The sequence below is a fragment of the Enterobacter sp. WCHEn045836 genome (assembly GCF_003965585.1).
GTDB lineage: Bacteria > Pseudomonadota > Gammaproteobacteria > Enterobacterales > Enterobacteriaceae > Enterobacter > Enterobacter dissolvens.
This window is the reverse complement of record NZ_RXPT01000013.1, coordinates 93,999-119,551: the sequence shown is the minus strand read 5'-3', so window position 1 is coordinate 119,551 and position 25,553 is coordinate 93,999. Positions and strand designations below refer to the sequence as shown.

Below are 25,553 nucleotides of genomic sequence, written 5' to 3'. Positions count from 1 at the left end.
CACGAGAGACTATTATGGCCCAACACGACCAATTACACCGCTATCTGTTTGAACAATTCGCCGTGCGTGGCGAGCTGGTCACCGTATCCGAAACCTGGAAACAGATTCTGGAAAACCACAACTACCCGCTGCCGGTGAAAACCCTGTTGGGCGAACTGCTGGTTGCCACCAGCCTGCTGACCGCCACGCTGAAGTTTGCCGGTGATATCACCGTGCAGCTGCAGGGTGATGGCCCTATGTCGCTGGCCGTGATCAATGGTAACAATCAGCAGCAGATGCGCGGTGTCGCGCGCGTTCAGGGCGACATTCCTGACAATGCCGACCTGAAAACGCTGGTGGGGAATGGCTACCTGGTGATCACCATCTCCCCGGAAGAAGGTGAACGCTATCAGGGCGTGGTCGGTCTGGAAGGCGATACCCTGGCCGCCTGCCTGGAAGATTACTTCATGCGTTCCGAACAGCTGCCAACTCGCCTGTTCATCCGTACCGGCGAAGTAGACGGTCAACCCGCTGCAGGCGGTATGCTGCTGCAGGTTCTGCCTGCACAGGATGCGCAGACCAATGATTTTGAGCACCTGGCGACGCTGACCGAAACCATCAAGGCAGAAGAGCTGTTCAACCTGTCGGCGACCGATGTGCTGTGGCGTCTGTATCATGAAGAAGAGGTGACGGTTTACGATCCGCAGGCCGTGGAGTTTAAGTGTACCTGCTCGCGCGAACGCTGCGCTGGCGCACTGAAAACCCTGCCGGATGAAGAGATCGACAGCATTATGGCTGAAGACGGTGAAATCGATATGCACTGTGACTACTGCGGTACGCACTATGTGTTCAATTCGATGGATATCGCTGAGATCCGCAACAACGCCTCTCCGGCGGATCCGCAGGTTCACTGATCATAAAGCAACGGCTCCGCAAGGAGCCGTTTTGTTAACGCACCAGTGCATTATCGTAATTTATCTCTACGCGTTCACCGAAGATCTGAATATCTGCCCACGGCTTCACAACAGGTTTCACCTTCCCCTGCTGCACTGCGCGTTCCAGCTCTTCCCGTGATAAACCATCAGGCATTTTCCAGGTATCGCCTGCCAGCTTCCAGCCGGTACGGGTTTGCGTGTACACCACAATCGTGCGGTCGCTAAACTGATAAATCACCGCTTCAGGCTTGCCGTCGCCGTTCAGATCCAGCGACATCAGTAAACAGGTTTTCCGCTCGCGGCTGCAGGAATCAAATCGGTACTGGTTATTCAGCATCGCCTGCCACAACCCCTTGTCGGGTCGAGACGTACCCGGTGCGAGCTGGATCTGTTTCTCAAGCACTGCGACTGTCATCTTCCCTGCTCCGTCCCGATTTCCGCTGAGAAGGCCGTACAGCTCACGCTGGCGCTTTGGCTCAGCCATAAACTGCCGATCGTATTGCAGCGTCTGCATGGCCTCGCGTCCCTTACGCCCGCTGTTGCTGAGCATATACAGGCTGACCTGATCCGCGTTGATGCGCCCGTCATGATAGCGGGACATGTGGCTTTCAACGCTGATACGCCACGGATCAAGCACCGGCGTATGAACCAGAATAAGAAGAGTAAGCGCAAGTAATCCCGTTACCGGGATAACGTAAGCCTGCAGCTTTTGCGCTTCGCGGCGGGTGAAGACAACGCTTATGCAAAATCCTACCGCCCAGACCAGCGCCACCAGCGTAATGAGCACGCCATAGAGACGTTCCGGTGACCAGCCATATTGCGAAATGCGCAGCCATAACGCCCACCCTGCTAACACCGGATAGGCGGGAACGATAGCGATGGCGAGACGAACCATCCCGTTGAGAAGCGCATAGTAAGGTAGCGTCTGACGCTGCGGATGCCAGACAATCGTCACCAGAAAAAGGAGCAGTAGCGCTAAGGCGGTCAGCAGGCCCGCCGCAGATATCCGTGCGGAAATGGCCTCAAAGCCCATCATGGGCAATGCGCCAATAAACAGCAGCGCTAAGGCCGCCATCAGAGGCAACAGGCCGGTGGCGATCAGGGTAAGCAGGTTTTGTAATGCGCGCATCAAGCGCACCTGCATGCGCGCCAGTACGGCGACACTGGCAGAAACCACGCCAATCGCTACTGAAATAAACCAGTCAGACTGGAAGAAAAGGCGATCAAAAAACTGAATGCCAATGAGTTTGAAAAGTTCAGCCCAGAGGAAAAGCACCAGCCAGAAGAGGCCGTTGGAGATAAAAATAGTCAGTACAGTCAGCGCGTTGTGCCAGTGCTTATCGTAAAAATCACTGTAGAACGAGGCCGTCGTCTCAGGCGACAGACGCCTTTGCAGCCATGGCAACATCAATAGCATCATCAACAGAAGATGAAAGCCCCAGACGAGTACGGCTTCTTTGATTTCCCAGTGTTCAAGCCCCGATACGCTCCACTTAAGCCAGGCGCCCATCCCGGCGACAACAGCGCCAACGATCGCGAGCGCCAGCCAGAGTAACGGTTTTCTGAATGACGTCACGGAAAGCGCGACAGTGGCAGTCATCGCCACCGTTGCAGGCATCACGCACAACGACCACACCGTATCGGATGGCAATTTCGCATACGCGATGTACTCACTGATCCCGTAGCAGATTAGTCCCTGTAAAGCACCCACCAGCACGACGGCCAGGCGCGTTGAAGGGGATAACGTTTCACTGTTTTCCATCTCTCATCCCTTTTCCAGAAAAGCGTATTGTTTCATCAATCCGCGAATGACATGAATCGTTTTCATACTGTAACCCTTACGTAATTTTCTTACGTGTATGCGATTACATTCACATTCTTTCCGATAAAATCACCAGCCATTAACCTTTTCGGAACATTTTCCCCAACAAAAAAGTGATTCCTGCGATAATCCGCCTGCCCTGTGACTGGAGTCGCAGCGTTTTCCGTTAGTAAGGGTTTTGACCAGATACGTAAATCTATGAGCCCCGTCGCGGTTAACAACCTCAGAAAAACCCTACAATTTCAGGCAGTACATATTGGCTAAGGAGCAGTGATATGCGTGTTACTGGTTTAACCCCGCAAGATCTCAAGGCTTATGGTATTCACGACGTCCAGGAAATCGTCTACAACCCCGATTACGATACGCTGTATCAGGAAGAGCTCAATCCAGCACTGGAAGGATACGAGCGAGGTGTGTTGACTAACCTTGGTGCTATCGCCGTCGATACCGGTATCTTTACCGGTCGTTCGCCGAAAGATAAGTATATCGTCCGAGACGAAACCACCCGCGACACGCTGTGGTGGGCTGACAAGGGCAAAGGGAAGAACGATAACAAACCGCTCTCCCCGGAAACCTGGCAGCATCTGAAAGGGCTCGTCACCCAGCAACTTTCCGGCAAGCGTCTGTTCATTGTCGACGCTTTCTGCGGCGCTAACGCCGACACCCGTCTTTCCGTGCGTTTTATCACCGAAGTGGCCTGGCAGGCGCATTTCGTGAAAAACATGTTTATTCGTCCAACCGACGAAGAGCTGCAGACGTTCAAACCCGATTTCATCGTGATGAACGGTGCCAAATGCACCAACCCACAGTGGCAAGAGCAGGGCCTGAACTCCGAGAACTTTATCGCCTTTAACCTGACCGAGCGTATCCAGCTGATTGGCGGTACCTGGTACGGCGGCGAGATGAAGAAAGGCATGTTCTCGGTCATGAACTACCTGCTGCCGCTGCGCGGTATCGCCTCCATGCACTGCTCAGCGAACGTCGGTGAAAAAGGGGATGTAGCGGTGTTCTTCGGCCTGTCCGGCACCGGTAAAACCACCCTGTCTACCGATCCAAAACGTCGTCTGATTGGGGATGACGAGCACGGCTGGGATGACGACGGCGTGTTTAACTTCGAAGGCGGTTGCTACGCGAAGACCATTCGTCTGTCTGAAGAAGCTGAGCCGGATATCTTCCATGCCATCCGCCGCGATGCGCTGCTGGAAAACGTCACCGTACGTGCCGACGGATCTATCGACTTCGACGACGCATCCAAAACCGAAAACACCCGCGTTTCCTACCCGATCTACCACATCGACAACATTGTGAAGCCGGTGTCGAAAGCGGGTCATGCGACGAAGGTGATTTTCCTGACGGCGGATGCGTTCGGCGTGCTGCCTCCGGTTTCCCGCCTGACCGCCAGCCAGACGCAGTATCACTTCCTCTCCGGTTTTACCGCCAAACTGGCGGGCACCGAGCGCGGCGTGACGGAGCCAACCCCAACTTTCTCCGCCTGCTTCGGCGCGGCCTTCCTGTCGCTGCACCCGACGCAGTACGCAGAAGTGCTGGTAAAACGCATGCAGGCCTCCGGCGCGCAGGCGTACCTGGTTAACACCGGCTGGAACGGTACCGGCAAGCGTATCTCCATCAAAGATACCCGCGCCATTATCGACGCCATTCTGGATGGTTCTCTGGATAACGCTGAAACCTTCACCCTGCCGATGTTTGATCTGGCTATTCCAACGGCGCTGCCGGGCGTGGATACGCATATCCTTGACCCGCGTAACACCTATGGATCCCCGGAACAGTGGCGTGAGAAAGCGGAAACGCTGGCGAAGCTGTTTATTGAGAACTTCGAGAAGTATACCGATACCCCGGCGGGTGAAGCGCTGGTGAGTGCGGGACCGAAGCTGTAGGTAAAAGCAAAAAGGCAACGAAAGTTGCCTTTTTTAATGGTTTCTCCCTCTCCCCGTGGGAGAGGGCCGGGGTGAGGGCATCAGGCTGCACCCCGATTAACCCTCTTTCACCTGCCCCCGCGTCACCGGCACCGGCAACCAGGCGCGAATGCTCAATCCACCCCGCTCGCTGGTACCAATCTCTAGCAATCCGTTATGGTTATCGATAATACGCTGCACAATCGCCAGGCCTAAGCCGGTTCCGCTGGTGCTGCGCGCGCTGTCGCCGCGCACAAATGGCTGGAACAGATGCTTACGCTGCTCAGGCTTGATACCCGGACCGTCATCTTCCACCTGGAACCAGGCGCGGTTAAGTTCCGATCCGCTGCTGACTTTAATCCAGCCATTACCGTAGCGGGCCGCATTCACCACCATGTTCGCCACCGCGCGCTTGATGGAGAGCGGGTGCATGCGAACCTGAATTTCACCGGCCTGAAGGTCAGTCTCAATCTCGCGCTCGTAGCCGCTCTCTGCCGCCACCACTTCGCCCAGCACCGCGTTCAGGTCTGCCATCTCCATCGGCATCTCCTGGCCGGTACGCAGGTAGTCAATAAACTGCTCAATGATAGCGTTACACTCTTCGATATCCTTGTTGATGGACTCGGCGAGATAACCGTCCTCTTCGCCCATCATCTCCGTCGCCAGGCGGATACGCGTGAGTGGCGTACGCAGATCATGGCTAACGCCCGCCATCAGCAGCGTACGGTCATCCGCCAGCTGTTTGACGCCAGCCGCCATATGATTAAACGCGCGCGTCACCGAACGCACCTCCGATGCGCCATATTCACGCAGCGGCGGAGGAATAATGCCTTTACCGACCTGCAGCGCTGCGTGCTCCAGGTCGACCAGCGGTCGGTTCTGTATACGGATAAACAGCCACGCGCCGCCTATCGCTAACAGCATGATGGCAAGGGTGTAGCGGAACAGCGGCGAGAAGTCGCCCTGGTGGATTTCTGTCAGCGGAACGCGCACCCAGATATTGGGTGACAGCCAGGTTTTCAGCCAGACGACCGGTGAGCTTTTGTTGACCTCAACACGCACTTCCGTCGGGCCACCCAGCTGCTGCGCCATCTGCTGGCTGAGGAATTCATAGTGCTGTGCCCAGCGCAGACCCGCGTCTTCCGCCGCTTCATTCGAGTAGAGCGAAATGCCCAGTTCACGGTAGATTTCACGGCGAAACGCCGGAGGAACCACTAACTGCGTGCCGTCCTCCAGCTGCAGTTTATCGGTCATTAGCATACGTACTTCGTACGCCAGGACCTTATTAAACTGCTGAAGGCTCGGCAGGATCGCAAAGTTCAGCACCACCAGGTAGGTTGTCACCAGGCTGACAAACAGCAGGGTGACAATCAAAAGCAGGGTACGGGCAAACGAGCTTCGCGGTGAGAAGCGCATTCGCCTCATGCTTTAGCGCCGTCCGGGACGAACACGTAGCCCAGACCCCACACGGTCTGAATATAACGAGGATGCGCCGGATCTTCTTCCACCATGCGGCGCAGACGAGAGATCTGCACGTCGATGGAACGTTCCATTGCCGAGTATTCACGACCACGCGCCAGGTTCATCAGCTTGTCACGGGAAAGGGGCTCACGCGGGTGGCTGACCAGCGCTTTCAGTACCGCGAACTCACCGCTGGTGAGCGGCATTGGCTCGTCTTCACGGAACATCTCACGCGTACCGAGGTTCAGCTTGAACTTCCCAAACGCAATCACCGCTTCTTCCTGCGACGGTGCGCCTGGCAGTTCGTTCGCCTGACGGCGCAGCACGGCACGAATACGCGCCAGCAGTTCACGCGGGTTAAACGGTTTAGGAATGTAGTCGTCAGCGCCAATTTCGAGGCCCACGATACGGTCAACCTCTTCCCCTTTCGCCGTCACCATAATGATTGGCATGGGGTTGCTCTGGCTGCGCAGTCGGCGGCAAATAGAGAGCCCGTCTTCGCCCGGCAGCATCAGGTCGAGGACCATCAGATGGAAGGATTCACGGGTCAGCAGGCGGTCCATCTGCTCAGCGTTCGCGACGCTACGAACCTGGAAGCCCTGCTCGGTCAGATAACGTTCCAGCAGCGCACGCAGGCGCATGTCGTCATCCACGACCAGAATTTTGTAGTTCTCTTGCATTGTGTGTACTCCCAAAGGTTCGGATAGTCTAATAACAGCGTATTCTAAAAAAGTGCACGGGTTCGACCAGCGAATTCTGGTATAAATTCTAGTCGAAATTGTTACAAAGCATATTTAACAGCAGCTTATCTGCACAATTCATCACATAAATGATTATTAACGCTGTCTGATAGACTACGTGATACGTAATGTGCGCAATGTTTGCAATGAAGTCGAGTCTGAAGGTCACAGTATGAAAACGCCCCTGATCACCCGCGAAGGGTACGAAAAACTCAAAAAAGAGATGGATTACCTGTGGCGCGAAGAGCGTCCGGAAGTGACCAAAAAAGTGACCTGGGCGGCAAGCCTGGGCGACCGCAGCGAAAATGCTGACTACCAGTACAACAAGAAGCGGCTGCGTGAGATCGACCGCCGGGTACGCTATCTGACCAAATGTCTCGAAAATCTTAAAATTGTCGATTATTCGCCGCAGCAGGAGGGCAAAGTGTTCTTCGGCGCGTGGGTTGAGATCGAGAATGATGATGGCAATACCCTGCGCTTTCGCATTGTCGGGTACGACGAAATTTTTGGCCGTAAGGATTATATCTCCATCGACTCGCCGATGGCCCGCGCGCTGCTGAAAAAGGAGGTGGGTGATTTAGCCGTCGTCCAGACGCCTGCCGGAGAAGCGAGCTGGTACGTGAACGAGATCACCTACGTAAAATAGTCCGAGAGCGCCCTCCACGGCTGGCATTTTACCGTGTCAGCCCGTATAACTATCCCCTGATTTTTGACCCACAAGATGATAAAGCCATGATGAAAGATTCGCTCTGCCGCATTATTGCGGGTGAACTTCAGGCCAGAGCCGAACAGGTAGAAGCTGCCGTTCGCCTGCTTGATGAAGGGAACACCGTGCCGTTTATTGCACGTTATCGTAAGGAAGTCACCGGCGGTCTGGATGACACGCAGCTGCGTAACCTGGAGACCCGTCTGGGCTACCTCCGCGAACTGGAAGACCGCCGTCAGGCAATCCTCAAATCCATCGGCGAACAGGGCAAACTGACCAGCGATCTGGAAAAGGCCATTAACGGCACCCTGAGCAAAACTGAACTCGAAGACCTCTATCTGCCCTATAAACCGAAGCGCCGTACGCGCGGGCAGATTGCAATTGAAGCAGGTCTGGAGCCGCTGGCCGAGTTGTTGTGGAACGAACCGTCACACGACCCGGAAACCGAAGCGGCCAAATTTATCGACGCTGACAAAGGCGTGGCAGACACCAAAGCGGCCCTTGATGGCGCACGCTACATTCTGATGGAGCGCTTCTCCGAGGATGCCGCCCTGCTCTCCCGTGTGCGTGATTATCTGTGGAAGAACGCCCACATCGTCTCTACCGTGGTGGCAGGCAAAGAAGAGGAAGGCGCGAAATTCCGCGACTACTTCGATCACCACGAACCGATTTCAACCGTGCCTTCTCACCGTGCACTGGCCATGTTCCGCGGCCGTAATGAAGGCGTGCTGCAGCTCTCTCTCAACGCCGACCCGCAGTTTGATGAGCCGCCAAAAGAGAGCCACTGCGAGCAGATCATCACCGACCACCTCGGCCTGCGCCTGAATAACGCCCCGGCAGACAGCTGGCGTAAAGGCGTGGTGAGCTGGACGTGGCGCATTAAGGTGCTGATGCACCTCGAAACCGAACTGATGGGCACCGTGCGCGAGCGCGCTGAAGACGAAGCAATCAACGTCTTTGCCCGTAACCTGCATGACCTGCTGATGGCCGCACCTGCTGGCCTGCGTGCGACCATGGGTCTCGATCCGGGTTTGCGTACCGGCGTAAAAGTGGCAGTGGTTGACGGTACCGGCAAGCTGGTGGCAACCGACACCATTTACCCGCATACCGGTCAGGCGGCGAAAGCGGCGGTTGTGGTGGCCGCGCTGTGCGAGAAATATAACGTCGAGCTGGTGGCCATCGGCAACGGTACGGCCTCCCGCGAAACCGAACGTTTCTACCTCGACGTGCAAAAACAGTTCCCGAAAGTGACGGCGCAGAAAGTGATCGTCAGCGAGGCCGGTGCGTCCGTCTATTCTGCGTCTGAGCTGGCGGCCCAGGAGTTCCCGGACCTGGACGTCTCCCTGCGCGGTGCGGTCTCTATCGCCCGTCGTCTGCAGGATCCGCTGGCGGAGCTGGTGAAGATCGACCCGAAATCCATCGGTGTGGGCCAGTATCAGCACGACGTGAGCCAGACGCAGCTGGCGCGTAAGCTGGATGCGGTGGTGGAAGATTGCGTAAACGCCGTGGGCGTGGACCTGAACACCGCCTCCGTTCCTCTGCTGACCCGCGTGGCAGGCTTAACCCGCATGATGGCGCAGAACATCGTTGCCTGGCGTGATGAGAACGGCCAGTTCCAGAACCGCCAGCAGTTGCTGAAGGTAAGCCGTCTGGGGCCGAAAGCGTTTGAGCAGTGTGCGGGCTTCCTGCGCATCAACCACGGCGATAACCCGCTGGATGCGTCAACCGTTCACCCGGAAGCCTACCCGGTGGTTGAGCGCATTCTGGCAGCGACCCAGCAGGCACTCAAAGACCTGATGGGCGACAGCAACGCACTGCGCAACCTGAAAGCGGTCGATTTCACCGACGAGCAGTTCGGCGTGCCGACCGTGACCGACATCATCAAAGAGCTGGAAAAACCGGGCCGCGATCCGCGTCCTGAGTTTAAAACCGCGACCTTTGCTGACGGCGTGGAGACCATGAACGACCTGCTGCCCGGCATGGTGCTGGAAGGTGCGGTCACCAACGTCACCAACTTTGGCGCGTTTGTGGATATCGGCGTGCATCAGGACGGTCTGGTCCATATCTCTTCCCTCGCCGACAAGTTTGTTGAAGACCCGCATACCGTGGTCAAAGCGGGCGACATCGTGAAGGTGAAAGTGCTGGAAGTGGACCTGCAGCGCAAGCGCATCGCGCTGACCATGCGTCTGGACGAACAGCCAGGTGAAACCAACGCGCGCCGCGGCAGTAACGGCGGTGGCCGTGAGCAGCAGTGCCCGGCCGCCAAAGGCGCGAAGCCACGCGGACGTCATGCCCAGCCGGCGGGCAACAGCGCGATGATGGATGCGCTGGCGGCCGCGATGGGTAAGAAACGCTAAGGTTGTAAATGCCCCTCACCCTAACCCTCTCCCTTGGGGAGAGGGCCGGGGTGAGAGGACAAATTATATCGCAAGAGATGAAACCGATTGCATATCCATATTTAAACCACCCTTTATCACTCCGTTAACAAATACATTTATTATTCCCTGCCCCGTAATTCAGCAAATATTGAGCAAGGTCAAACAGGCCGTAAATTAATACGCTTAACAACATTCCGTCACAGTTTTCATATTGCTGATAAAAACTATTCTCATTATCATCCCATAGTAGATAATTTAACCTTCCGTGGAATCAGGCATTATGCAATTCACTCCAGACAGTGCATGGAAAATTACCGGTTTTACCCGCGAAATTAGCCCGGCCTATCGGCAAAAGCTGCTGTCGCTGGGCATGCTGCCCGGCTCGTCATTCCAGGTGGTGCGCGTGGCCCCGTTAGGGGATCCTGTTCATATCGAAACCCGGCGTGTGAATCTGGTACTGCGTAAAAAAGACCTCGCATTAATTGAAGTCGAAGCCTTATCCCAATAACAAGCCAGCGGTTTCAGTGAGTCGAAAACAATGAAAAAATTAACTATTGGCTTAATTGGCAATCCTAATTCCGGCAAGACAACGTTATTTAACCAGCTCACCGGTGCACGCCAGCGTGTGGGTAACTGGGCGGGCGTAACGGTAGAACGTAAAGAAGGCCAGTTCACCACGACAGACAATCAGGTCACGCTGGTGGATCTGCCCGGCACCTACTCCTTAACCACCATTTCGTCACAAACCTCGCTCGATGAGCAGATTGCCTGTCACTATATTCTGAGTGGCGATGCGGACCTGTTAATCAACGTGGTCGATGCGTCTAACCTGGAGCGTAACCTCTATCTGACGCTGCAATTGCTTGAGCTGGGGATCCCCTGCATTGTGGCGCTCAACATGCTCGACATCGCAGAGAAACAAAAGCTGCGTATCGACGTCGACGCCCTCTCCGCGCGTCTGGGTTGCCCGGTGGTGCCGCTGGTTTCTACCCGTGCCCGCGGAATTGACGCGCTGAAGCTGGCCATTGACCGTCACGCGGGCAACGCCGACGTTGAGCTGGTGCACTATGCGCAACCGCTGCTGCGCGAGGCCGGTCTGCTGGCGCAGGAGATGGACAACAGCATGCCCGCCAGACAGCGCCTGTGGCTCGGCCTGCAGATGCTGGAAGGCGATATCTACAGCCGCGCCTATGCGGGCCATGCTGCAGACAAACTGGACGTGGCGCTGGCGCGTCTGAGCGATGAGCTCGATGACCCGGCCCTGCACATCGCCGACGCGCGCTATCAGGCCATCGCCGCCATTTGCGACGTGGTCAGTAACGCCCTGACGGCCGAGCCAAGCCGCTTTACGGCCGCCGTGGACAAGATTGTACTCAACCGCTTCCTCGGTTTGCCGATCTTTTTACTGGTGATGTACCTGATGTTCCTGCTCGCCATTAACATCGGCGGCGCACTACAGCCTGTGTTCGATGCCGGTTCGGTGGCGATATTTGTCCACGGCATTCAGTGGCTGGGTTACACCCTGCACTTCCCGGAATGGCTGACCATTTTCCTAGCCCAGGGGATCGGTGGTGGTATCAACACCGTTCTGCCGCTGGTACCGCAAATCGGCATGATGTACCTGTTCCTGTCGTTCCTTGAGGACTCCGGGTACATGGCCCGCGCGGCCTTCGTGATGGATCGCCTGATGCAGGCCCTGGGCCTGCCGGGTAAATCCTTCGTCCCGCTGATTGTCGGCTTCGGCTGTAACGTGCCGTCGGTAATGGGTGCGCGCACGCTTGATGCCCCCCGCGAACGTCTGATGACCATCATGATGGCGCCATTTATGTCCTGCGGAGCGCGACTGGCTATCTTTGCGGTCTTCGCCGCGGCCTTCTTTGGTCAGCAAGGAGCACTGGCGGTCTTCTCGCTGTATGTGCTGGGCATCGTGATGGCGATCCTGACCGGGCTCATGCTTAAACACACCATCATGCGCGGGGAAGCGTCACCGTTTGTGATGGAACTGCCGGTGTATCACGTGCCGCATCTGAAAAGCCTGGCGATCCAGACCTGGCAGCGCCTGAAAGGTTTTGTGCTGCGCGCCGGTAAAGTGATTGTCATCGTCAGCATCTTCCTGAGCGCGCTGAACAGCTTCACCCTGAGCGGGCAGGCGGCGGATAACATCAACGACTCCGCCCTCGCCTCCGTCAGCCGCGTCATTACCCCGGTGTTTAAACCCATTGGCGTGCATGAGGATAACTGGCAGGCGACCGTTGGCCTGTTCACCGGAGCGATGGCAAAAGAGGTGGTGGTCGGCACCCTGAACACGCTGTACACCGCAGAGAATATCCAGGAAGAAGCGTTTAACCCGGCAGCGTTCCACCTCGGTGATGAACTGCTCGGCGCGGTGGAAGAGACCTGGCAGAGCCTGAAAGACACCTTCAGCCTGAGCGTACTGGCGAACCCGATTGAAGCCAGCAAAGGCGACGGCGAAATGGCCACCGGTGCCATGGGCGTGATGAGCGAGAAATTTGACAGCGCGTCAGCGGCCTACAGCTACCTCATCTTTGTCCTGCTCTATATTCCGTGCATCTCGGTGATGGGGGCGATAGCCCGTGAGTCCAGCCGCGGCTGGATGGGGTTCTCCATCCTGTGGGGATTAAACATCGCCTACTCGCTGGCGACGCTCTTTTACCAGACCGTTAACTTCAGCCAGCATCCGCGCTACAGCCTGGTCTGCATCCTGGCGGTTGTGCTGTTTAACGTGCTCGTTCTCGGTCTGCTACGCCGGGCACGCAGCCGCGTCGATATCAACCTGCTGGCAAACCGTAAAACCGCCGCGACCTGCTGCAACAGCCCGGCGGGCGATTGTCACTAGGGGGAGCCATGGCATCGTTGATTCAGGTTCGTGATTTACTGGCGTTGCAGGGGCGTATGGAGGCAAAACAGCTGAGCCTCAGCCTGCATACGCCGCAGCCAATGATCGATGCCATGCTGGAAAGACTGGAAGCGATGGGGAAAGCCATACGTATTCAGGAAGAGCCGGACGGTTGTCTGTCCGGCAGTTGTAAACATTGCCCGGAAGGGAAAGCCTGTCTCAGGGAGTGGTGGGCACTTCGTGACTGAAGGCGATCAACGCTGAACAAAACTCGGCAGGATGCGAGATAAACGGCGCATGGGCCGCTTTGGCGATTGTCAGCGATTGACTCTCTGGCCACAGTTCATCCAGCAGTGGTACCACTTTGCGTGGAACCAGCCCATCCAGATAACCATAAATGCGCAGGTGGGGCACCGCCAGCGCGGTCAGCGGCTCACGCAGGTCGACCGTTTTCAGTAACTCGAGTCCCCCGTTCAGCACCTCCACGTCCGGCATCGGCAGCGACAGCACGGTCTGCTTCAGCAGACGAGCATCCTTACGGGCGCTCTCCGTCCCCATCGTCTGCAGAGCCAGGAAGCGTTCTACTGTTCGCTGGTAATCTTCGCTCAACTGCCGCTGGAAGTTGCTCAGTACATCCGGCTTAATACCCGGCCACTCCTCCTGCGCACTGAAGTTCGGCGACGAGGCCACCGTTACCAGCGCCTGCACGCGTTCAGGGTTCGTTAATGCAACCTCACTTGCCACCAGCCCGCCCAGACTCCAGCCGAGCCAGATGGCCTGTTGCGGTGCGGCGGCCAGAACCTGCTGCGCCATCTCTTCAAGCGACATCGCCCCATAGCCGCGGCTGCGGCCAAAACCGGGTAAATCCACCAGATGCAGCGTGAAATGCGAGGCAAGTTCCTCATTTACGCAATGCCATACTTCCGCATTCAGTCCCCATCCGTGCAGCAGCACAAGATGGCGATTTCCCGTCCCGACGGTCTGCCACCACAGCGTGTTCATCAGTTACTGTTCTCTTTTTTACATGGAGGTTGCCTATGCTAACAGTGCCCGGCTTGTGCTGGCTATGCCGAATGCCGCTTGCGCTGAGCACGTGGGGAGTCTGTTCTGTCTGCACGCGTTCGCTGGCAAGCAGCATCACAACGTGTCCACAGTGCGGTTTACCGGCGTACAGCCCACAGTTTCCCTGCGGTCGTTGCCTGAAAAAACCACCGCCGTGGAGCGCTCTGGTGGCGGTTGATGATTACGTTCCACCGTTAAGCAGGCTTATCCACGCGCTGAAGTTTTCCGGCCAGAGTGCGCTGGCTCGCCCTCTCGCCCGCCTGTTATTGCTGGCGGTGTTGCAGGCACGGCGCACCCGCGCGCTGCCGAAAGTGGATATGGTGGTGAATGTGCCCTTATACCAACGCCGTCACTGGCGGCGTGGCTACAACCAGAGCGACCTGCTCTGCCGTCCGCTCGCCCGGTGGCTCGGCTGTCAGTACCCCGCCGCTGCGCTGACACGCCGCTATGCCACCGCCATTCAGCATCAGCTGAATGCCCGGCTTCGCAAAAGGAACCTCAAAAACGCCTTTCGCCTTGAATTCGCCGTCAAAGGGCTCCATATCGCGATTGTGGATGATGTCGTCACCACAGGCAGTACCGTTGCTGAACTTTCCCGACTGCTTTTGCAAAGCGGCGCCGCGTCGGTTCAGGTATGGTGTCTGTGCCGTACCTTGTAGCCCTTCTCCAATGGGCGTATGATTATACCCAGGTAATTTAGTCAACTATTAGGCCAAAGCTATGATCCGTATTTCCGATTCTGCACAAGCGCACTTTGCCAAACTGCTGGCAAATCAGGAAGAAGGGACGCAGATCCGCGTGTTTGTGATCAATCCAGGCACTCCGAATGCAGAATGTGGTGTCTCCTATTGTCCGCCAGACGCGGTGGAAGCAACTGACACTGCCCTTAAATTTGACCAGCTCACCGCCTATGTTGATGAGCTGAGCGCGCCGTATCTTGAAGATGCGGAGATCGACTTCGTCACCGATCAACTGGGCTCGCAGCTGACGCTGAAAGCGCCAAACGCCAAAATGCGCAAGGTCTCTGACGATGCCCCGCTGATGGAGCGCGTAGAGTATCTGCTGCAATCCCAGATCAACCCGCAGCTGGCCGGCCACGGTGGTCGCGTTTCCCTGATGGAAATCACTGACGAAGGCTACGCAATTCTGCAGTTTGGCGGCGGCTGTAACGGTTGTTCCATGGTCGATGTAACCCTGAAAGAAGGGATCGAGAAGCAGCTGCTGAACGAGTTCCCTGAACTGAAAGGCGTGCGTGACCTGACCGAACACCAGCGCGGCGAGCACTCTTACTACTGATTCATTGCCCGTCTGTATTGCCCGGTGGCGCTGCGCTTACCGGGCCTACAAGTACAATGCGGTCTGATGCCCTCACCCCGGCCCTCTCCCGCGGGAGAGGGTGAAAACATAAAAAACGGTAACCTCATGGTTACCGTTTTGCGTTTACCTCTATATGTTGACCTGCGTCTCATAATTTAAATTTTGCCCTCCAAGGTGATTCTCAATCACGCCATGTTACCCGTATCATTCTCATGGGCACTAAACACACTCATAACAGCCGACTAAACTAAATAGTTTCCAAGGTATCAGTATTAGTGCCGTTAACCACTCTGTTCCCAGTTGGGACAACCGGAACGTGTCGTTGAAACAATGACGTTACCCATAACAATTCAAAGGCCAGGTAAATCATGCCATTAGTCATCGTTGCTATCGGTGTTGTGTTATTACTGCTCTTGATGATCCGTTTCAAAATGAACGGGTTTATCGCTCTGGTTCTGGTGGCACTTGCAGTCGGTCTGATGCAAGGGATGCCGCTGGTCAAAGTTATTAGTTCCATTAAAGCGGGTGTCGGCGGCACGCTCGGCAGCCTTGCGTTGATCATGGGCTTTGGCGCCATGCTCGGCAAAATGCTGGCAGACTGCGGTGGCGCACAGCGTATTGCCACCACGCTTATCGACAAATTTGGTAAGAAGAACATCCAGTGGGCAGTTGTGTTAACCGGTTTTACCGTCGGTTTCGCACTGTTCTATGAAGTGGGCTTCGTGCTGATGCTGCCGCTGGTCTTCACCATTGCGGCGGCGGCGAGCATCCCGCTGCTGTATGTGGGTGTCCCGATGGCTGCGGCGCTGTCCGTAACGCACGGCTTCCTGCCACCGCACCCGGGCCCAACCGCTATTGCCACCATTTTCCATGCCGATATGGGTAAAACCTTGCTGTTCGGTACGATTCTGGCGATCCCAACCGTGATTCTGGCTGGCCCTGTTTATGCCCGCTTCCTGAAAGGCATTGATAAGCCGATTCCGGAAGGTCTGTACAGCGCGAAAACCTTCACCGAAGAAGAGATGCCTGGCTTTGGCGTCAGCGTCTGGACCTCTCTGGTCCCGGTGATCCTGATGGCGATGCGCGCCGTGGCAGAGATGGTTCTGCCGAAAGGTCACGCGTTCCTGTCCGTTGCTGAGTTCCTCGGCGACCCGGTGATGGCCACGCTGATTGCGGTGCTGATTGCGATGTTCACCTTCGGCCTGAACCGCGGTCGTTCCATGGATCAGATCAACGACACGCTGACCTCTTCCATCAAAATCATTGCCATGATGCTGTTGATCATCGGCGGTGGCGGTGCGTTCAAGCAGGTCCTGGTCGATAGCGGTGTGGATAAATACATCGCGGCCATGATGCATGAAACCAACGTGTCGCCGCTTCTGATGGCCTGGTCTATCGCCGCAGTTCTGCGTATCGCGCTGGGTTCTGCAACCGTTGCGGCAATCACCGCAGGCGGTATCGTTGCGCCACTGATTGCCACCACGGGCGTCAGCCCTGAGCTGATGGTTATTGCCGTCGGTTCCGGTAGCGTGATTTTCTCTCACGTGAACGATCCGGGCTTCTGGCTGTTCAAGGAGTACTTCAACCTGACTATCGGTGAAACCATCAAGTCCTGGTCCGCGCTGGAAACCATTATTTCGGTGTGCGGTCTGGTCGGGGTGCTGCTGTTGAATATGGTGGTTTGATGTAAAAAAGCCGGGTGGCGCTGACGCTTACCCGGCCTACGTTCTATTCCCTCTCCCTCTGGGAGAGGGTTAGGGTGAGGGTGAAACTACCGCTTCTTACCCACCGCCCTTCTGCGCTTATCCAAATCCTTAATCAGCCTGTTCACCCCGTCATCGGCAAACATCGTCTCAAGCGTGGTGGATAACTTGCGGCGCCAGTTCTTGTACTGATAGCTGGTGCCCGGGATGTTCACCGGCTCCGCCATATCAATCCAGTCTTCCGGCTGCAGGCCCAGCAGGGCGCTGTTGCTGTCGGCAATGTAGCGCTGCAATCCGCGATTGAGCGTCGGCGTCATCGCCATCAGCGACGCTTTATGCCCGGCGCGTTTCGGCAGACAGCCGTGCTTATGCAGTGCATCCAGCAGACCCTGCTTCGCCAGCTCGCGATCCTGATACAGGCCGCGAAGCACATCTTCATCCGGATAGAGACCCAGGGTTTTACCGAGCGTCAGATCACCGTTTTCCCAATAGCCACGAAGCGTAGGAAGGTCATGCGTCGTCGCGACTGCCATTGACTGTTCAGGGTACGCTTGCGGCGCGCGGAAGGTTTTCTCATGGTCGTTTTCAAAATAGAGCACTTTATAGGAGTAAACGCCGCTGTCGCGAAGCTTACTGACGATTTCCACCGGCACGGTACCGAGATCTTCGCCGATGACCATGCACTGATGACGTTTACTTTCCAGCGCCAGGATCGACAGCAGATCGTCAACCGGATACTGAACATACGCCCCGTGATCGGCCGTTTCACCGTAGGGGATCCACCACAGGCGCAGCACGGACATCACGTGGTCGATACGCAGCGCACCACAGTTCTGCATGTTGGCGCGCAGCAGGTCGATAAACGGCTCATAGGCACGCGCCGCCATTACGTGCGGATCCATCGGTGGCAGGCCCCAGTTCTGGCCGAGCGGGCCCAGAATATCCGGTGGTGCGCCTACGGAGGCCTTCAGGCAGTACAGCTCACGGTCACACCAGGTTTCCGCCCCGCCCTCTGCCACACCGACGGCCAGGTCGCGATACAGACCGATCGGCATCTTATAGCCCTGACTCACCTGCCAGCAGGCGGCAAACTGGCTGTACGCCAGCCACTGCAGCCACAGGTAGAAGTCCACTTCATCGGCATATTTTTTACAGAACGCTTTGACTTCAGGCGTGTCGACGGATTGATACGCTTCCGGCCAGACCGGCCAGCCCCAGCGCATTTCGTCCTCTTTCACCTGATACGCATGCAGCGCATCGAACGCCGCCTGCCAGTAGAGGCTCTCGCCCTCCTGCGCCACAAACTGACGGAAGGCGGCCATCTCTTCATCATCACGCTGAGAAAAGCCTTTCCACGCCAGACGCAGGGCAGCCATCTTCAGCGCCGTCACGGTGGAATAGTCCACCCAGTCTGCTTCACGCGCCTGCTTCAGCGCCTGCTGAGTGGTACTCAGTGCCCACCACGCCTGCGCTTCCGGGCTGTTTTTAAAATCCTCTAACGCATTCACGTCGATGTAAATCACGTTAAGCCAGCGACGGGACGACGGGCTGTACGGGCTGGCGCTCTCCGGGTTAGCCGGATAGAGGGCGTGGATCGGGTTGAGGCCGATAAACGCGCCACCGCGCTCCCCCACCGATGCCAGCATCTTTTTCAGGTCACCAAAATCGCCGATGCCCCAGTTGCTGTCAGAGCGCAGGGTGTAGAGTTGCACGCAGGCCCCCCACAGCTTTTTGCCTTCGAGCAACGCCTGCGGCTCATAACAACGTTTTGGCGCCACGATCAACCGGCAGTGAAAGCGCAGTTCGTCCTGGGTGAGCGTTAGGGTGTGGTAACCCTCCGGCAGCTTCGCCGGAAGGGTGAGTGCTTTGCCGCCGGTGGCGTGGCCCTTGTGCTGATGTCCCTCTTCGGTGGTCAGCAGCCAGGTAAACTCGCCACGTCCTTCCACCGCCAGCGACATCTTCTTGCCCGCAGTGAAGACTTTGACGTTCGGTACCGGCGTGGCCGACGCTTTCGCGTCGGTTTTGTGCATGGCATCCAGCAAACGTCTTTTGGTGTCGGCGCCAATAGACTGTGGTTTGCCGTGAGCATTAATGTAACTGAGGCTGATCCCCGCCGCCTGCGCGGCACTGTCCAGACGTTTACTCTCCATCGCGCTTCCTTAGCGTTTTGCCTGCCAGATACGAGCCTGATAATCACGGATTGAACGGTCAGAGCTGAACATTCCGCAGCGGGCTGTGTTCAGAATGCACGCCCGGGTCCACGCCTCCTGGTCACGGTACAGCACGTCGACCTGTTTTTGCGCTTCCACGTAGGCCGTGAAGTCCGCCATCACCAGATACGGGTCGCCGCCGTGTTTGTTCATGCTGTGCAGCATCTGGTCAAACGCGTGCTTATCGCCATCGCTGTATTTACCGCTTTCCAGCTCTTTCAGCACCGCATCCAGCACTTTGTCCTTCTTACGCCATTTCACCGGATCGTAGCCTTTGGCCTTGAGGGCTTTCACCTCTTCAACCGTATGACCAAAGATAAAGATGTTCTCTTCTCCGACCTTCTCGGCAATCTCTACATTCGCACCGTCGAGCGTACCGACAGTCAGCGCGCCGTTCAGCGCCAGCTTCATGTTGCCGGTACCGGACGCTTCTTTACCCGCGGTCGAGATCTGCTCGGAGATATCCGCCGCCGGGATCAGCATCTCTGCGGCAGAGACGCAGTAGTCCGGCAGGAACACCACCTTCAGCTTGTCGCCCACTTTCGGATCGTTGTTGATAGCCTCCGCCACTTTATTAATGGCGAGGATAATGTTTTTCGCCAGGTAGTATCCCGGTGCCGCCTTCGCGCCGAACAGGAACACGCGCGGCACGCGGTCAGCCTGCGGATTCTCGCGGATCTCTTTGTACAGCGCGAGGATATGCAGCAGGTTCAGGTGCTGACGTTTATATTCGTGCAAACGCTTAATCTGGATGTCGAAAATGGCGTTCGGGTTAATCTCTATACCGGTACGCGCTTTCACAAACGCCGCCAGACGCACTTTGTTATCCCGCTTGATGGCGCGGTACTGCTCGCGGAACTTCGCGTCGTCCGCGTATTTTTCCAGATTGATCAGCTGGTCCAGATCGTTGGCCCACTCTTTCTTCAGCGTTTTGTCCAGCAGACCGGCCAGCAGCGGGTTGCACTGTTTGATCCAGCGACGCGGCGTGATGCCGTTGGTCACGTTATGGAATTTGGTCGGCCACAGCTGGTGATATTCCGGGAACAGATCTTTCACCACCAGATCCGAGTGCAGCGCCGCCACACCGTTCACCGCAAAGCCGCTCACCACGCACATATTTGCCATGCGCACCTGTTTGTCATGTACCACGGCCAGCTTCGCCCAGACCGCTTTGTTGCCCGGCCAGGTTTTATCCACCAGCGTTTTAAACTGGTCATTGATCTTATTGATGATCTGCATATGGCGCGGCAGCAGCGTTTTCACCAGCTTCTCGTCCCAGCACTCCAGCGCTTCTGGCATCAGGGTGTGGTTGGTGTAAGCAAAGGTGCGGCTGGTGATCGCCCAGGCGTCATCCCAGCTCAGCTGGTGCTCGTCGATCAGCACACGCAGCAGTTCCGGGATCGCAATGGTTGGGTGCGTATCGTTAAGCTGAATCACTTCAAAGTCAGGCAGCTGTGTCAGCTTGCGGCCCGCCAGGTGGTGACGACGCAGAATATCCGCCACGGAGCAGGCGCACTGGAAGTACTGCTGCATCAGACGCAGTTTCTTGCCCGCCAGATGGTTGTCGTTCGGGTAGAGCACTTTGGTCAGCTTCTCGGCGTCGATGCCCTGCTGTTCGGCACGCAGGAAATCGCCGTCGTTAAATTTGGTCAGGTTAAACGGATGCGCATGCTTCGCCTGCCACAGACGCAGCGGTTGCGCCACGCCGTTACGGTAACCGAGCACCGGCAGGTCCCAGGCTTCGCCGATAAACGTAAATGCCGGTTCCCAGAGACCCTGTTTTGATACTTTGCCGCCAATGTTCACCTGCACATCCAGCTGCGCGTTGTGGCGGAACCACGGGTAGGTGTTACGGTGCCAGTCGTCCGGCGCTTCCATCTGATGCCCGTCTGCAAATGACTGACGGAACAGACCGTATTGATAGTTCAGGCCGTAACCAATGGCCGACTGCCCAACCGTTGCCATCGAATCGAGGAAACAGGCCGCCAGACGTCCCAGACCGCCATTGCCCAGCGCCGGGTCAATCTCTTCTTCCAGCAGATCGGTCAGGTTAATGTCGTGTTCTTTCAGCACATCCCCTACCTCCTGATACCAGCCGAGGTTCAGCAGGTTGTTGCCGGTCAGACGACCGATCAGGAATTCCATCGAGATGTAGTTGACGTGGCGCTGACCTTTTACCGGTTTTGCCAGAGGTTGAGCATCCAGCTGCTCTGCGAGCGCACCGCTCACCGCCTGCCACCACTGGTGAGGCGTCATCTCGTTTGCAGCATGAAGGCCAAAACGCTGCCACTGACGCGTCAGGGCAGCCTGGAATTGAGCTTTGTTGAAGGTAGGCTGTGACATAGGGGATCGGCATCCTTTAGAAAGAAAACACAAGTTGGCGCTAGTGTGCCTGGCTCATTTCTCCTCTTCCTCCTCCTGCAGGGGATTAGGCAGGGAGGAGTAGCGGGGATGAGCATAAAAGTGTGATCGAGGCCACTCTGAGAGCATAGTCGGAGTGTGTCAGGAAGATAAAAAGATAACCGGGAAGCGTGTCAGGAAAATGAAATGCAGTTTCGGGTGAAATTAAAACGCGCTGAAATGATTACTTACGTAGAATAATATTTCTGCAATCGGGTCAGAACGAAGAAGATTATTAATTTCACTAAACTTTACCCCGCGTTTATTAAATTTGACGTCACTATACCTTTCTGAAACCAGTTTCAGCGTAGCCGCAGCACAGCCATACAAGCCAGCATTGACGCGGCATCACAGCCCTTTCCAGAAAGTTCCATCATCTGTCTGAATGTTTTGTGACAGAGTGCAAATTCAGAGCCACCAAATCCAGACATAACTTGCAATAGTTCTCTTTCTGGCCGACCTTATATCTATTAATTACGAAGCGCAAAAAAAATAAATTCTCTCGTTCCCCACAGTGAAGTGAAACCTATGTTGATTCCGTCTAAATTAAGTCGCCCGGTTCGTCTTGACCATACAGTGGTCCGCGAGCGTCTGCTGGCTAAACTTTCCGGCGCGCATAATTTCCGACTGGCGCTGGTTACGAGCCCTGCAGGTTATGGAAAAACAACGCTCATTTCGCAATGGGCCGCGGGTAAGAGCGATCTTGGCTGGTACTCTCTTGACGAGGGTGACAACCAGCAAGAACGTTTTGCCAGCTATCTGATTGCTGCTATTCAGCAGGCCACCAACGGGCACTGCGTGGCCAGCGAAGTGATGGTGCAAAAGCGCCAGTACGCCAGCCTGTCCTCCCTTTTCTCTCAGCTGTTTATCGAACTGGCCGAGTGGCATCGCCCGCTTTACGTGGTCATTGATGATTACCATCTGATCACCAACCCGGTTATCCATGAGTCCATGCGCTTTTTCCTGCGTCATCAGCCGGAAAACCTGACCCTGGTGGTGCTGTCGCGTAACCTGCCGCAGCTGGGCATTGCCAACCTGCGCGTGCGCGACCAGCTGCTGGAAGTCGGTAGCCAACAGCTGGCCTTTACCCATCAGGAAGCCAAACAGTTCTTCGACTGCCGCCTTAACTCACCGATTGAGGCCGCCGAAAGCAGCCGCCTGTGCGATGATGTCGCCGGCTGGGCGACAGCGCTGCAGCTGATTGCCCTCTCCGCCCGGCAAAACAACAGCCCGGCGCATCAGTCTGCACGTCGTCTTGCGGGGATCAACGCCAGCCACCTTTCTGACTACCTGGTGGATGAGGTGCTGAACAGTGTCGATCCTTCGACCCGTAATTTCCTGCTGAAAAGCTCCCTGCTGCGTTCCATGAACGACGCCCTGATTGTGCGCGTGACCGGCTGCGAAAACGGGCAGCTGCAGCTTGAAGAGATTGAACGCCAGGGGCTGTTCCTGACGCGGATGGACGATCCCGGCGAATGGTTCAGCTATCACCCGCTGTTTGGCAGTTTCCTGCGCCAGCGTTGCCAGTGGGAGCTGGCGACTGAGCTGCCGGAAATCCACCGTGCCGCCGCCGAGAGCTGGATGGCGCAGGGCTTCCCGAGTGAGGCCATTCACCATGCGCTCGCCGCCGGTGATGCCAGCATGCTGCGCGATATCCTCCTCAACCACGCGTGGGGATTGTTTAACCACAGCGAACTGACGCTGCTGGAAGAGTCGCTGAAAGCGCTGCCGTGGGAGAGCCTGCTGGAGAACCCACGTCTGGTGCTGCTGCAGGCCTGGCTGATGCAAAGCCAGCACCGCTACAGCGAAGTGAATACCCTGCTGGCGCGTGCCGAGCAGGAGATGGAAAGCGATATGGATACCACCCTGCATGGCGAATTTAACGCCCTGCGGGCACAGGTTGCGATCAACGATGGCGATCCGGAAGAGGCTGAGCGGCTGGCGATGGTCGCGCTGGATGAGCTGCCGCTGGCCAACTTCTACAGCCGCATTGTGGCGACCTCGGTACATGGCGAGGTACTCCACTGCAAGGGTGAGCTGACGCGCTCCCTGTCGTTGATGCAACAAACCGAACAGATGGCCCGCCGTCATGATGTCTGGCATTACGCCCTGTGGAGCCTGATCCAGCAAAGCGAAATCTTATTTGCTCAGGGGTTCCTGCAGGCAGCCTGGGAGAATCAGGAAAAAGCGTTCCAGCTGATCCGCGAGCAGCATCTGGAACAACTGCCAATGCACGAGTTCCTGTTGCGTATTCGCGCCCAGCTTCTGTGGGCGTGGTCGCGCCTGGATGAGGCCGAGAGCTGTGCCCGTCAGGGTGTGGAAGTGCTCTCTGGCTTCCAGCCGCAGCAACAGCTGCAGTGCCTGGCGCTGCTGGTACAGTGCTCGCTGGCGCGCGGGGATCTGGATAATGCCCGCAATCACCTGAACCGTCTGGAAAATCTGCTTGGCAATGGTCAGTACCACAGCGACTGGGTTTCAAACGCCGATAAGGTGCGGGTGATTTACTGGCAGATGACGGGTGATAAGAAATCCGCCGCCAACTGGCTACGCCAGACGCCAAAACCGGAGTTTGCCAATAACCACTTCCTGCAAAGCCAGTGGCGGAATATTGCCCGCGCGCAGATCCTGCTGGGTGAGTTCGAGCCTGCTGAGATTGTGCTGGAAGAGCTGAACGAGAACGCCCGCAGTCTGCGCCTGATGAGCGATCTCAACCGTAACCTGCTGCTGCTTAACCAGCTCTACTGGCAGGCCGGGCGTAAAAATGATGCCCAGCGCGTGCTGCTGGAGGCGTTGCAGCTGGCGAACCGCACCGGGTTTATCAGTCACTTTGTGATTGAGGGCGAAGTGATGGCCCAGCAGCTGCGTCAGCTTATTCAGCTCAACACGCTGCCGGAGCTGGATCAGCACCGCGCCCAGCGCATTCTGCGCGAGATTAACCAGCACCATCGCCACAAGTTCGCCCACTTCGACGAGAACTTCGTTGAACGCTTGCTGAATCATCCGGAAGTGCCTGAGCTTATTCGTACCAGCCCGCTGACGCAGCGCGAATGGCAAGTGCTGGGGCTTATCTATTCAGGCTACAGCAATGAGCAGATTGCCGGTGAGCTGGCGGTGGCGGCAACCACCATCAAAACGCATATTCGTAATCTGTATCAGAAGCTGGGCGTGGCGCACCGTCAGGATGCAGTGCAGCATGCACAGCAGCTGTTGAAGATGATGGGGTATGGGGTGTAAGTCCTCTGCGGTCTGATGCCCTCACCCCGGCCCTCTCCCACAGGGAGAGGGAGAATGGCTTCTCAACATAACTCTAACTGCAAATTATTATCCTTAATCACCTGCAGCACCCCCGCCGGCGGCATCACGTCGGTGTAGACCGCATCCACCATGCTGATACTGCCCATGTTCACCATCGCGTTACGGCCAAATTTGGAGTGGTCCACCACCAGCATCACGTGACGTGAATTTTCAATGATCGCGCGCTTGGTGCGCACCTCGTGATAATCAAACTCCAGCAACGACCCGTCGCTGTCGATGCCGCTGATCCCCAGAATGCCGAAGTCGAGACGGAACTGAGAGATAAAATCGAGCGTCGCTTCGCCAATGATGCCGCCGTCGCGGCTGCGCAGTTCGCCCCCGGCGAGGATGATGCGGAAATCGTCTTTCTGCATCAGGGTATTGGCCACGTTCAGGTTGTTGGTCACGATGCGCAGGTTTTCGTGATCCAGCAGCGCATGGGCGACCGCTTCTGGCGTGGTGCCGATATCAATAAACAGCGTCGCCCCGTTGGGGATCTGGGTGGCGACTTTGCGGGCGATGCGCTCTTTCTCTGCCGTTTGCGTGGCTTTGCGGTCATGCCACGAGGTGTTGACCGAGCTGGACGGCAGCGCCGCGCCGCCATGGTGGCGCAAAATACGGTTTTGATCGGCAAGATCGTTCAGGTCGCGGCGGATGGTTTGTGGGCTGACGGCAAACTGTTCCACCAGCTCTTCAGTGCTGACGTATCCCTGTTTTTTTACCAGTTCGATAATGGCGTCATGACGTTGTGTTTGTTTCATGAAATATCCCTGGGA

The 25,553-nt window shown here is 56.6% G+C and carries 18 protein-coding genes; 11 read left to right on the top strand and 7 right to left on the bottom strand.

What is annotated here, in order from left to right:
• The first annotated feature begins 14 nt into the window (after window positions 1-14).
• On the top strand, window positions 15-893 hold the full coding sequence (gene hslO / locus EKN38_RS17855) for an Hsp33 family molecular chaperone HslO (protein ID WP_014833555.1): 879 nt from the start codon (window positions 15-17) through the stop codon (window positions 891-893).
• 34 nt (window positions 894-927) lie between these two features.
• Here the strand turns inward: hslO and EKN38_RS17850 are convergent, their stop codons facing one another.
• Window positions 928-2,676: a DUF4153 domain-containing protein gene (locus tag EKN38_RS17850; RefSeq protein ID WP_014833556.1), complete on the bottom strand. Its 1,749-nt coding sequence runs from the start codon at window positions 2,674-2,676 to the stop codon at window positions 928-930.
• 335 nt (window positions 2,677-3,011) lie between these two features.
• Between EKN38_RS17850 and pckA the strand changes: the two genes are divergently transcribed.
• The gene (gene pckA / locus EKN38_RS17845; RefSeq protein WP_014833557.1) at window positions 3,012-4,631 is read left to right on the top strand and encodes a phosphoenolpyruvate carboxykinase (ATP); all 1,620 of its coding nucleotides are present in this window, start codon (window positions 3,012-3,014) and stop codon (window positions 4,629-4,631) included.
• Between the two features lie 96 nt (window positions 4,632-4,727).
• On the opposite strand, the gene envZ is transcribed toward pckA, so the two are convergent.
• Together envZ and ompR are read right to left on the bottom strand one after the other, a co-directional pair.
• Complete coding sequence (envZ, locus tag EKN38_RS17840; RefSeq protein WP_014833558.1) at window positions 4,728-6,074, bottom strand: two-component system sensor histidine kinase EnvZ; 1,347 nt, start codon at window positions 6,072-6,074, stop codon at window positions 4,728-4,730.
• Window positions 6,071-6,790, bottom strand: coding sequence for a two-component system response regulator OmpR (ompR, locus tag EKN38_RS17835; protein WP_006177890.1), 720 nt, complete (start codon window positions 6,788-6,790; stop codon window positions 6,071-6,073). The genes envZ and ompR overlap by 4 nt, the downstream gene beginning before the upstream one ends.
• A 232-nt stretch (window positions 6,791-7,022) precedes the next feature.
• Between ompR and greB the strand changes: the two genes are divergently transcribed.
• The 5 genes from greB (at window position 7,023) to feoC (ending at window position 13,039) form a co-directional block, all read left to right on the top strand.
• Complete coding sequence (greB, locus tag EKN38_RS17830) at window positions 7,023-7,496, top strand: transcription elongation factor GreB (protein WP_013099090.1); 474 nt, start codon at window positions 7,023-7,025, stop codon at window positions 7,494-7,496.
• An 86-nt stretch (window positions 7,497-7,582) separates the two neighbouring features.
• Window positions 7,583-9,913, top strand: a complete 2,331-nt coding sequence (locus EKN38_RS17825) for a Tex family protein (protein WP_014833559.1) — start codon at window positions 7,583-7,585, stop codon at window positions 9,911-9,913.
• A 301-nt stretch (window positions 9,914-10,214) separates the two neighbouring features.
• Complete coding sequence (feoA, locus tag EKN38_RS17820; RefSeq protein ID WP_010436417.1) at window positions 10,215-10,442, top strand: ferrous iron transporter A; 228 nt, start codon at window positions 10,215-10,217, stop codon at window positions 10,440-10,442.
• A gap of 30 nt (window positions 10,443-10,472) precedes the next feature.
• Window positions 10,473-12,791 carry a Fe(2+) transporter permease subunit FeoB gene (feoB, locus tag EKN38_RS17815; RefSeq protein ID WP_014833560.1) on the top strand — a complete coding sequence of 773 codons (2,319 nt, stop codon included), beginning with the start codon at window positions 10,473-10,475 and terminating at the stop codon, window positions 12,789-12,791.
• Between the two features lie 8 nt (window positions 12,792-12,799).
• Window positions 12,800-13,039 (top strand): [Fe-S]-dependent transcriptional repressor FeoC, encoded by a 240-nt coding sequence (feoC, locus tag EKN38_RS17810; RefSeq protein WP_013099093.1) that lies wholly within the window; start codon window positions 12,800-12,802, stop codon window positions 13,037-13,039.
• On the opposite strand, the gene bioH is transcribed toward feoC, so the two are convergent.
• Window positions 13,011-13,793 carry a pimeloyl-ACP methyl ester esterase BioH gene (bioH, locus tag EKN38_RS17805; RefSeq protein WP_014833561.1) on the bottom strand — a complete coding sequence of 261 codons (783 nt, stop codon included), beginning with the start codon at window positions 13,791-13,793 and terminating at the stop codon, window positions 13,011-13,013. The genes feoC and bioH overlap by 29 nt on opposite strands.
• Before the next feature lie 35 nt (window positions 13,794-13,828).
• Between bioH and gntX the strand changes: the two genes are divergently transcribed.
• The 3 genes from gntX (at window position 13,829) to gntT (ending at window position 16,855) form a co-directional block, all read left to right on the top strand.
• On the top strand, window positions 13,829-14,512 hold the full coding sequence (gntX, locus tag EKN38_RS17800; RefSeq protein WP_014833562.1) for a DNA utilization protein GntX: 684 nt from the start codon (window positions 13,829-13,831) through the stop codon (window positions 14,510-14,512).
• Between the two features lie 61 nt (window positions 14,513-14,573).
• Complete coding sequence (gene nfuA, locus EKN38_RS17795) at window positions 14,574-15,149, top strand: Fe-S biogenesis protein NfuA (protein WP_013099096.1); 576 nt, start codon at window positions 14,574-14,576, stop codon at window positions 15,147-15,149.
• 389 nt (window positions 15,150-15,538) lie between these two features.
• A complete protein-coding gene (gene gntT, locus EKN38_RS17790; RefSeq protein ID WP_013099097.1) occupies window positions 15,539-16,855 on the top strand; it encodes a gluconate transporter in 1,317 nt (438 codons plus the stop codon).
• An 86-nt stretch (window positions 16,856-16,941) separates the two neighbouring features.
• On the opposite strand, the gene malQ is transcribed toward gntT, so the two are convergent.
• Window positions 16,942-19,023 carry a 4-alpha-glucanotransferase gene (malQ, locus tag EKN38_RS17785; protein ID WP_126522500.1) on the bottom strand — a complete coding sequence of 694 codons (2,082 nt, stop codon included), beginning with the start codon at window positions 19,021-19,023 and terminating at the stop codon, window positions 16,942-16,944.
• 9 nt (window positions 19,024-19,032) lie between these two features.
• The gene (gene malP, locus EKN38_RS17780; protein WP_014833565.1) at window positions 19,033-21,426 is read right to left on the bottom strand and encodes a maltodextrin phosphorylase; all 2,394 of its coding nucleotides are present in this window, start codon (window positions 21,424-21,426) and stop codon (window positions 19,033-19,035) included.
• A 585-nt stretch (window positions 21,427-22,011) separates the two neighbouring features.
• On the opposite strand from malP, the gene malT reads away from it, so the two are divergent.
• Window positions 22,012-24,717 (top strand): HTH-type transcriptional regulator MalT, encoded by a 2,706-nt coding sequence (gene malT, locus EKN38_RS17775; RefSeq protein ID WP_046889450.1) that lies wholly within the window; start codon window positions 22,012-22,014, stop codon window positions 24,715-24,717.
• Window positions 24,718-24,779: 62 nt separating this feature from the next.
• Here the strand turns inward: malT and EKN38_RS17770 are convergent, their stop codons facing one another.
• Window positions 24,780-25,538: a DeoR/GlpR family transcriptional regulator gene (locus EKN38_RS17770; RefSeq protein WP_014833567.1), complete on the bottom strand. Its 759-nt coding sequence runs from the start codon at window positions 25,536-25,538 to the stop codon at window positions 24,780-24,782.
• Window positions 25,539-25,553: the final 15 nt, after the last annotated feature.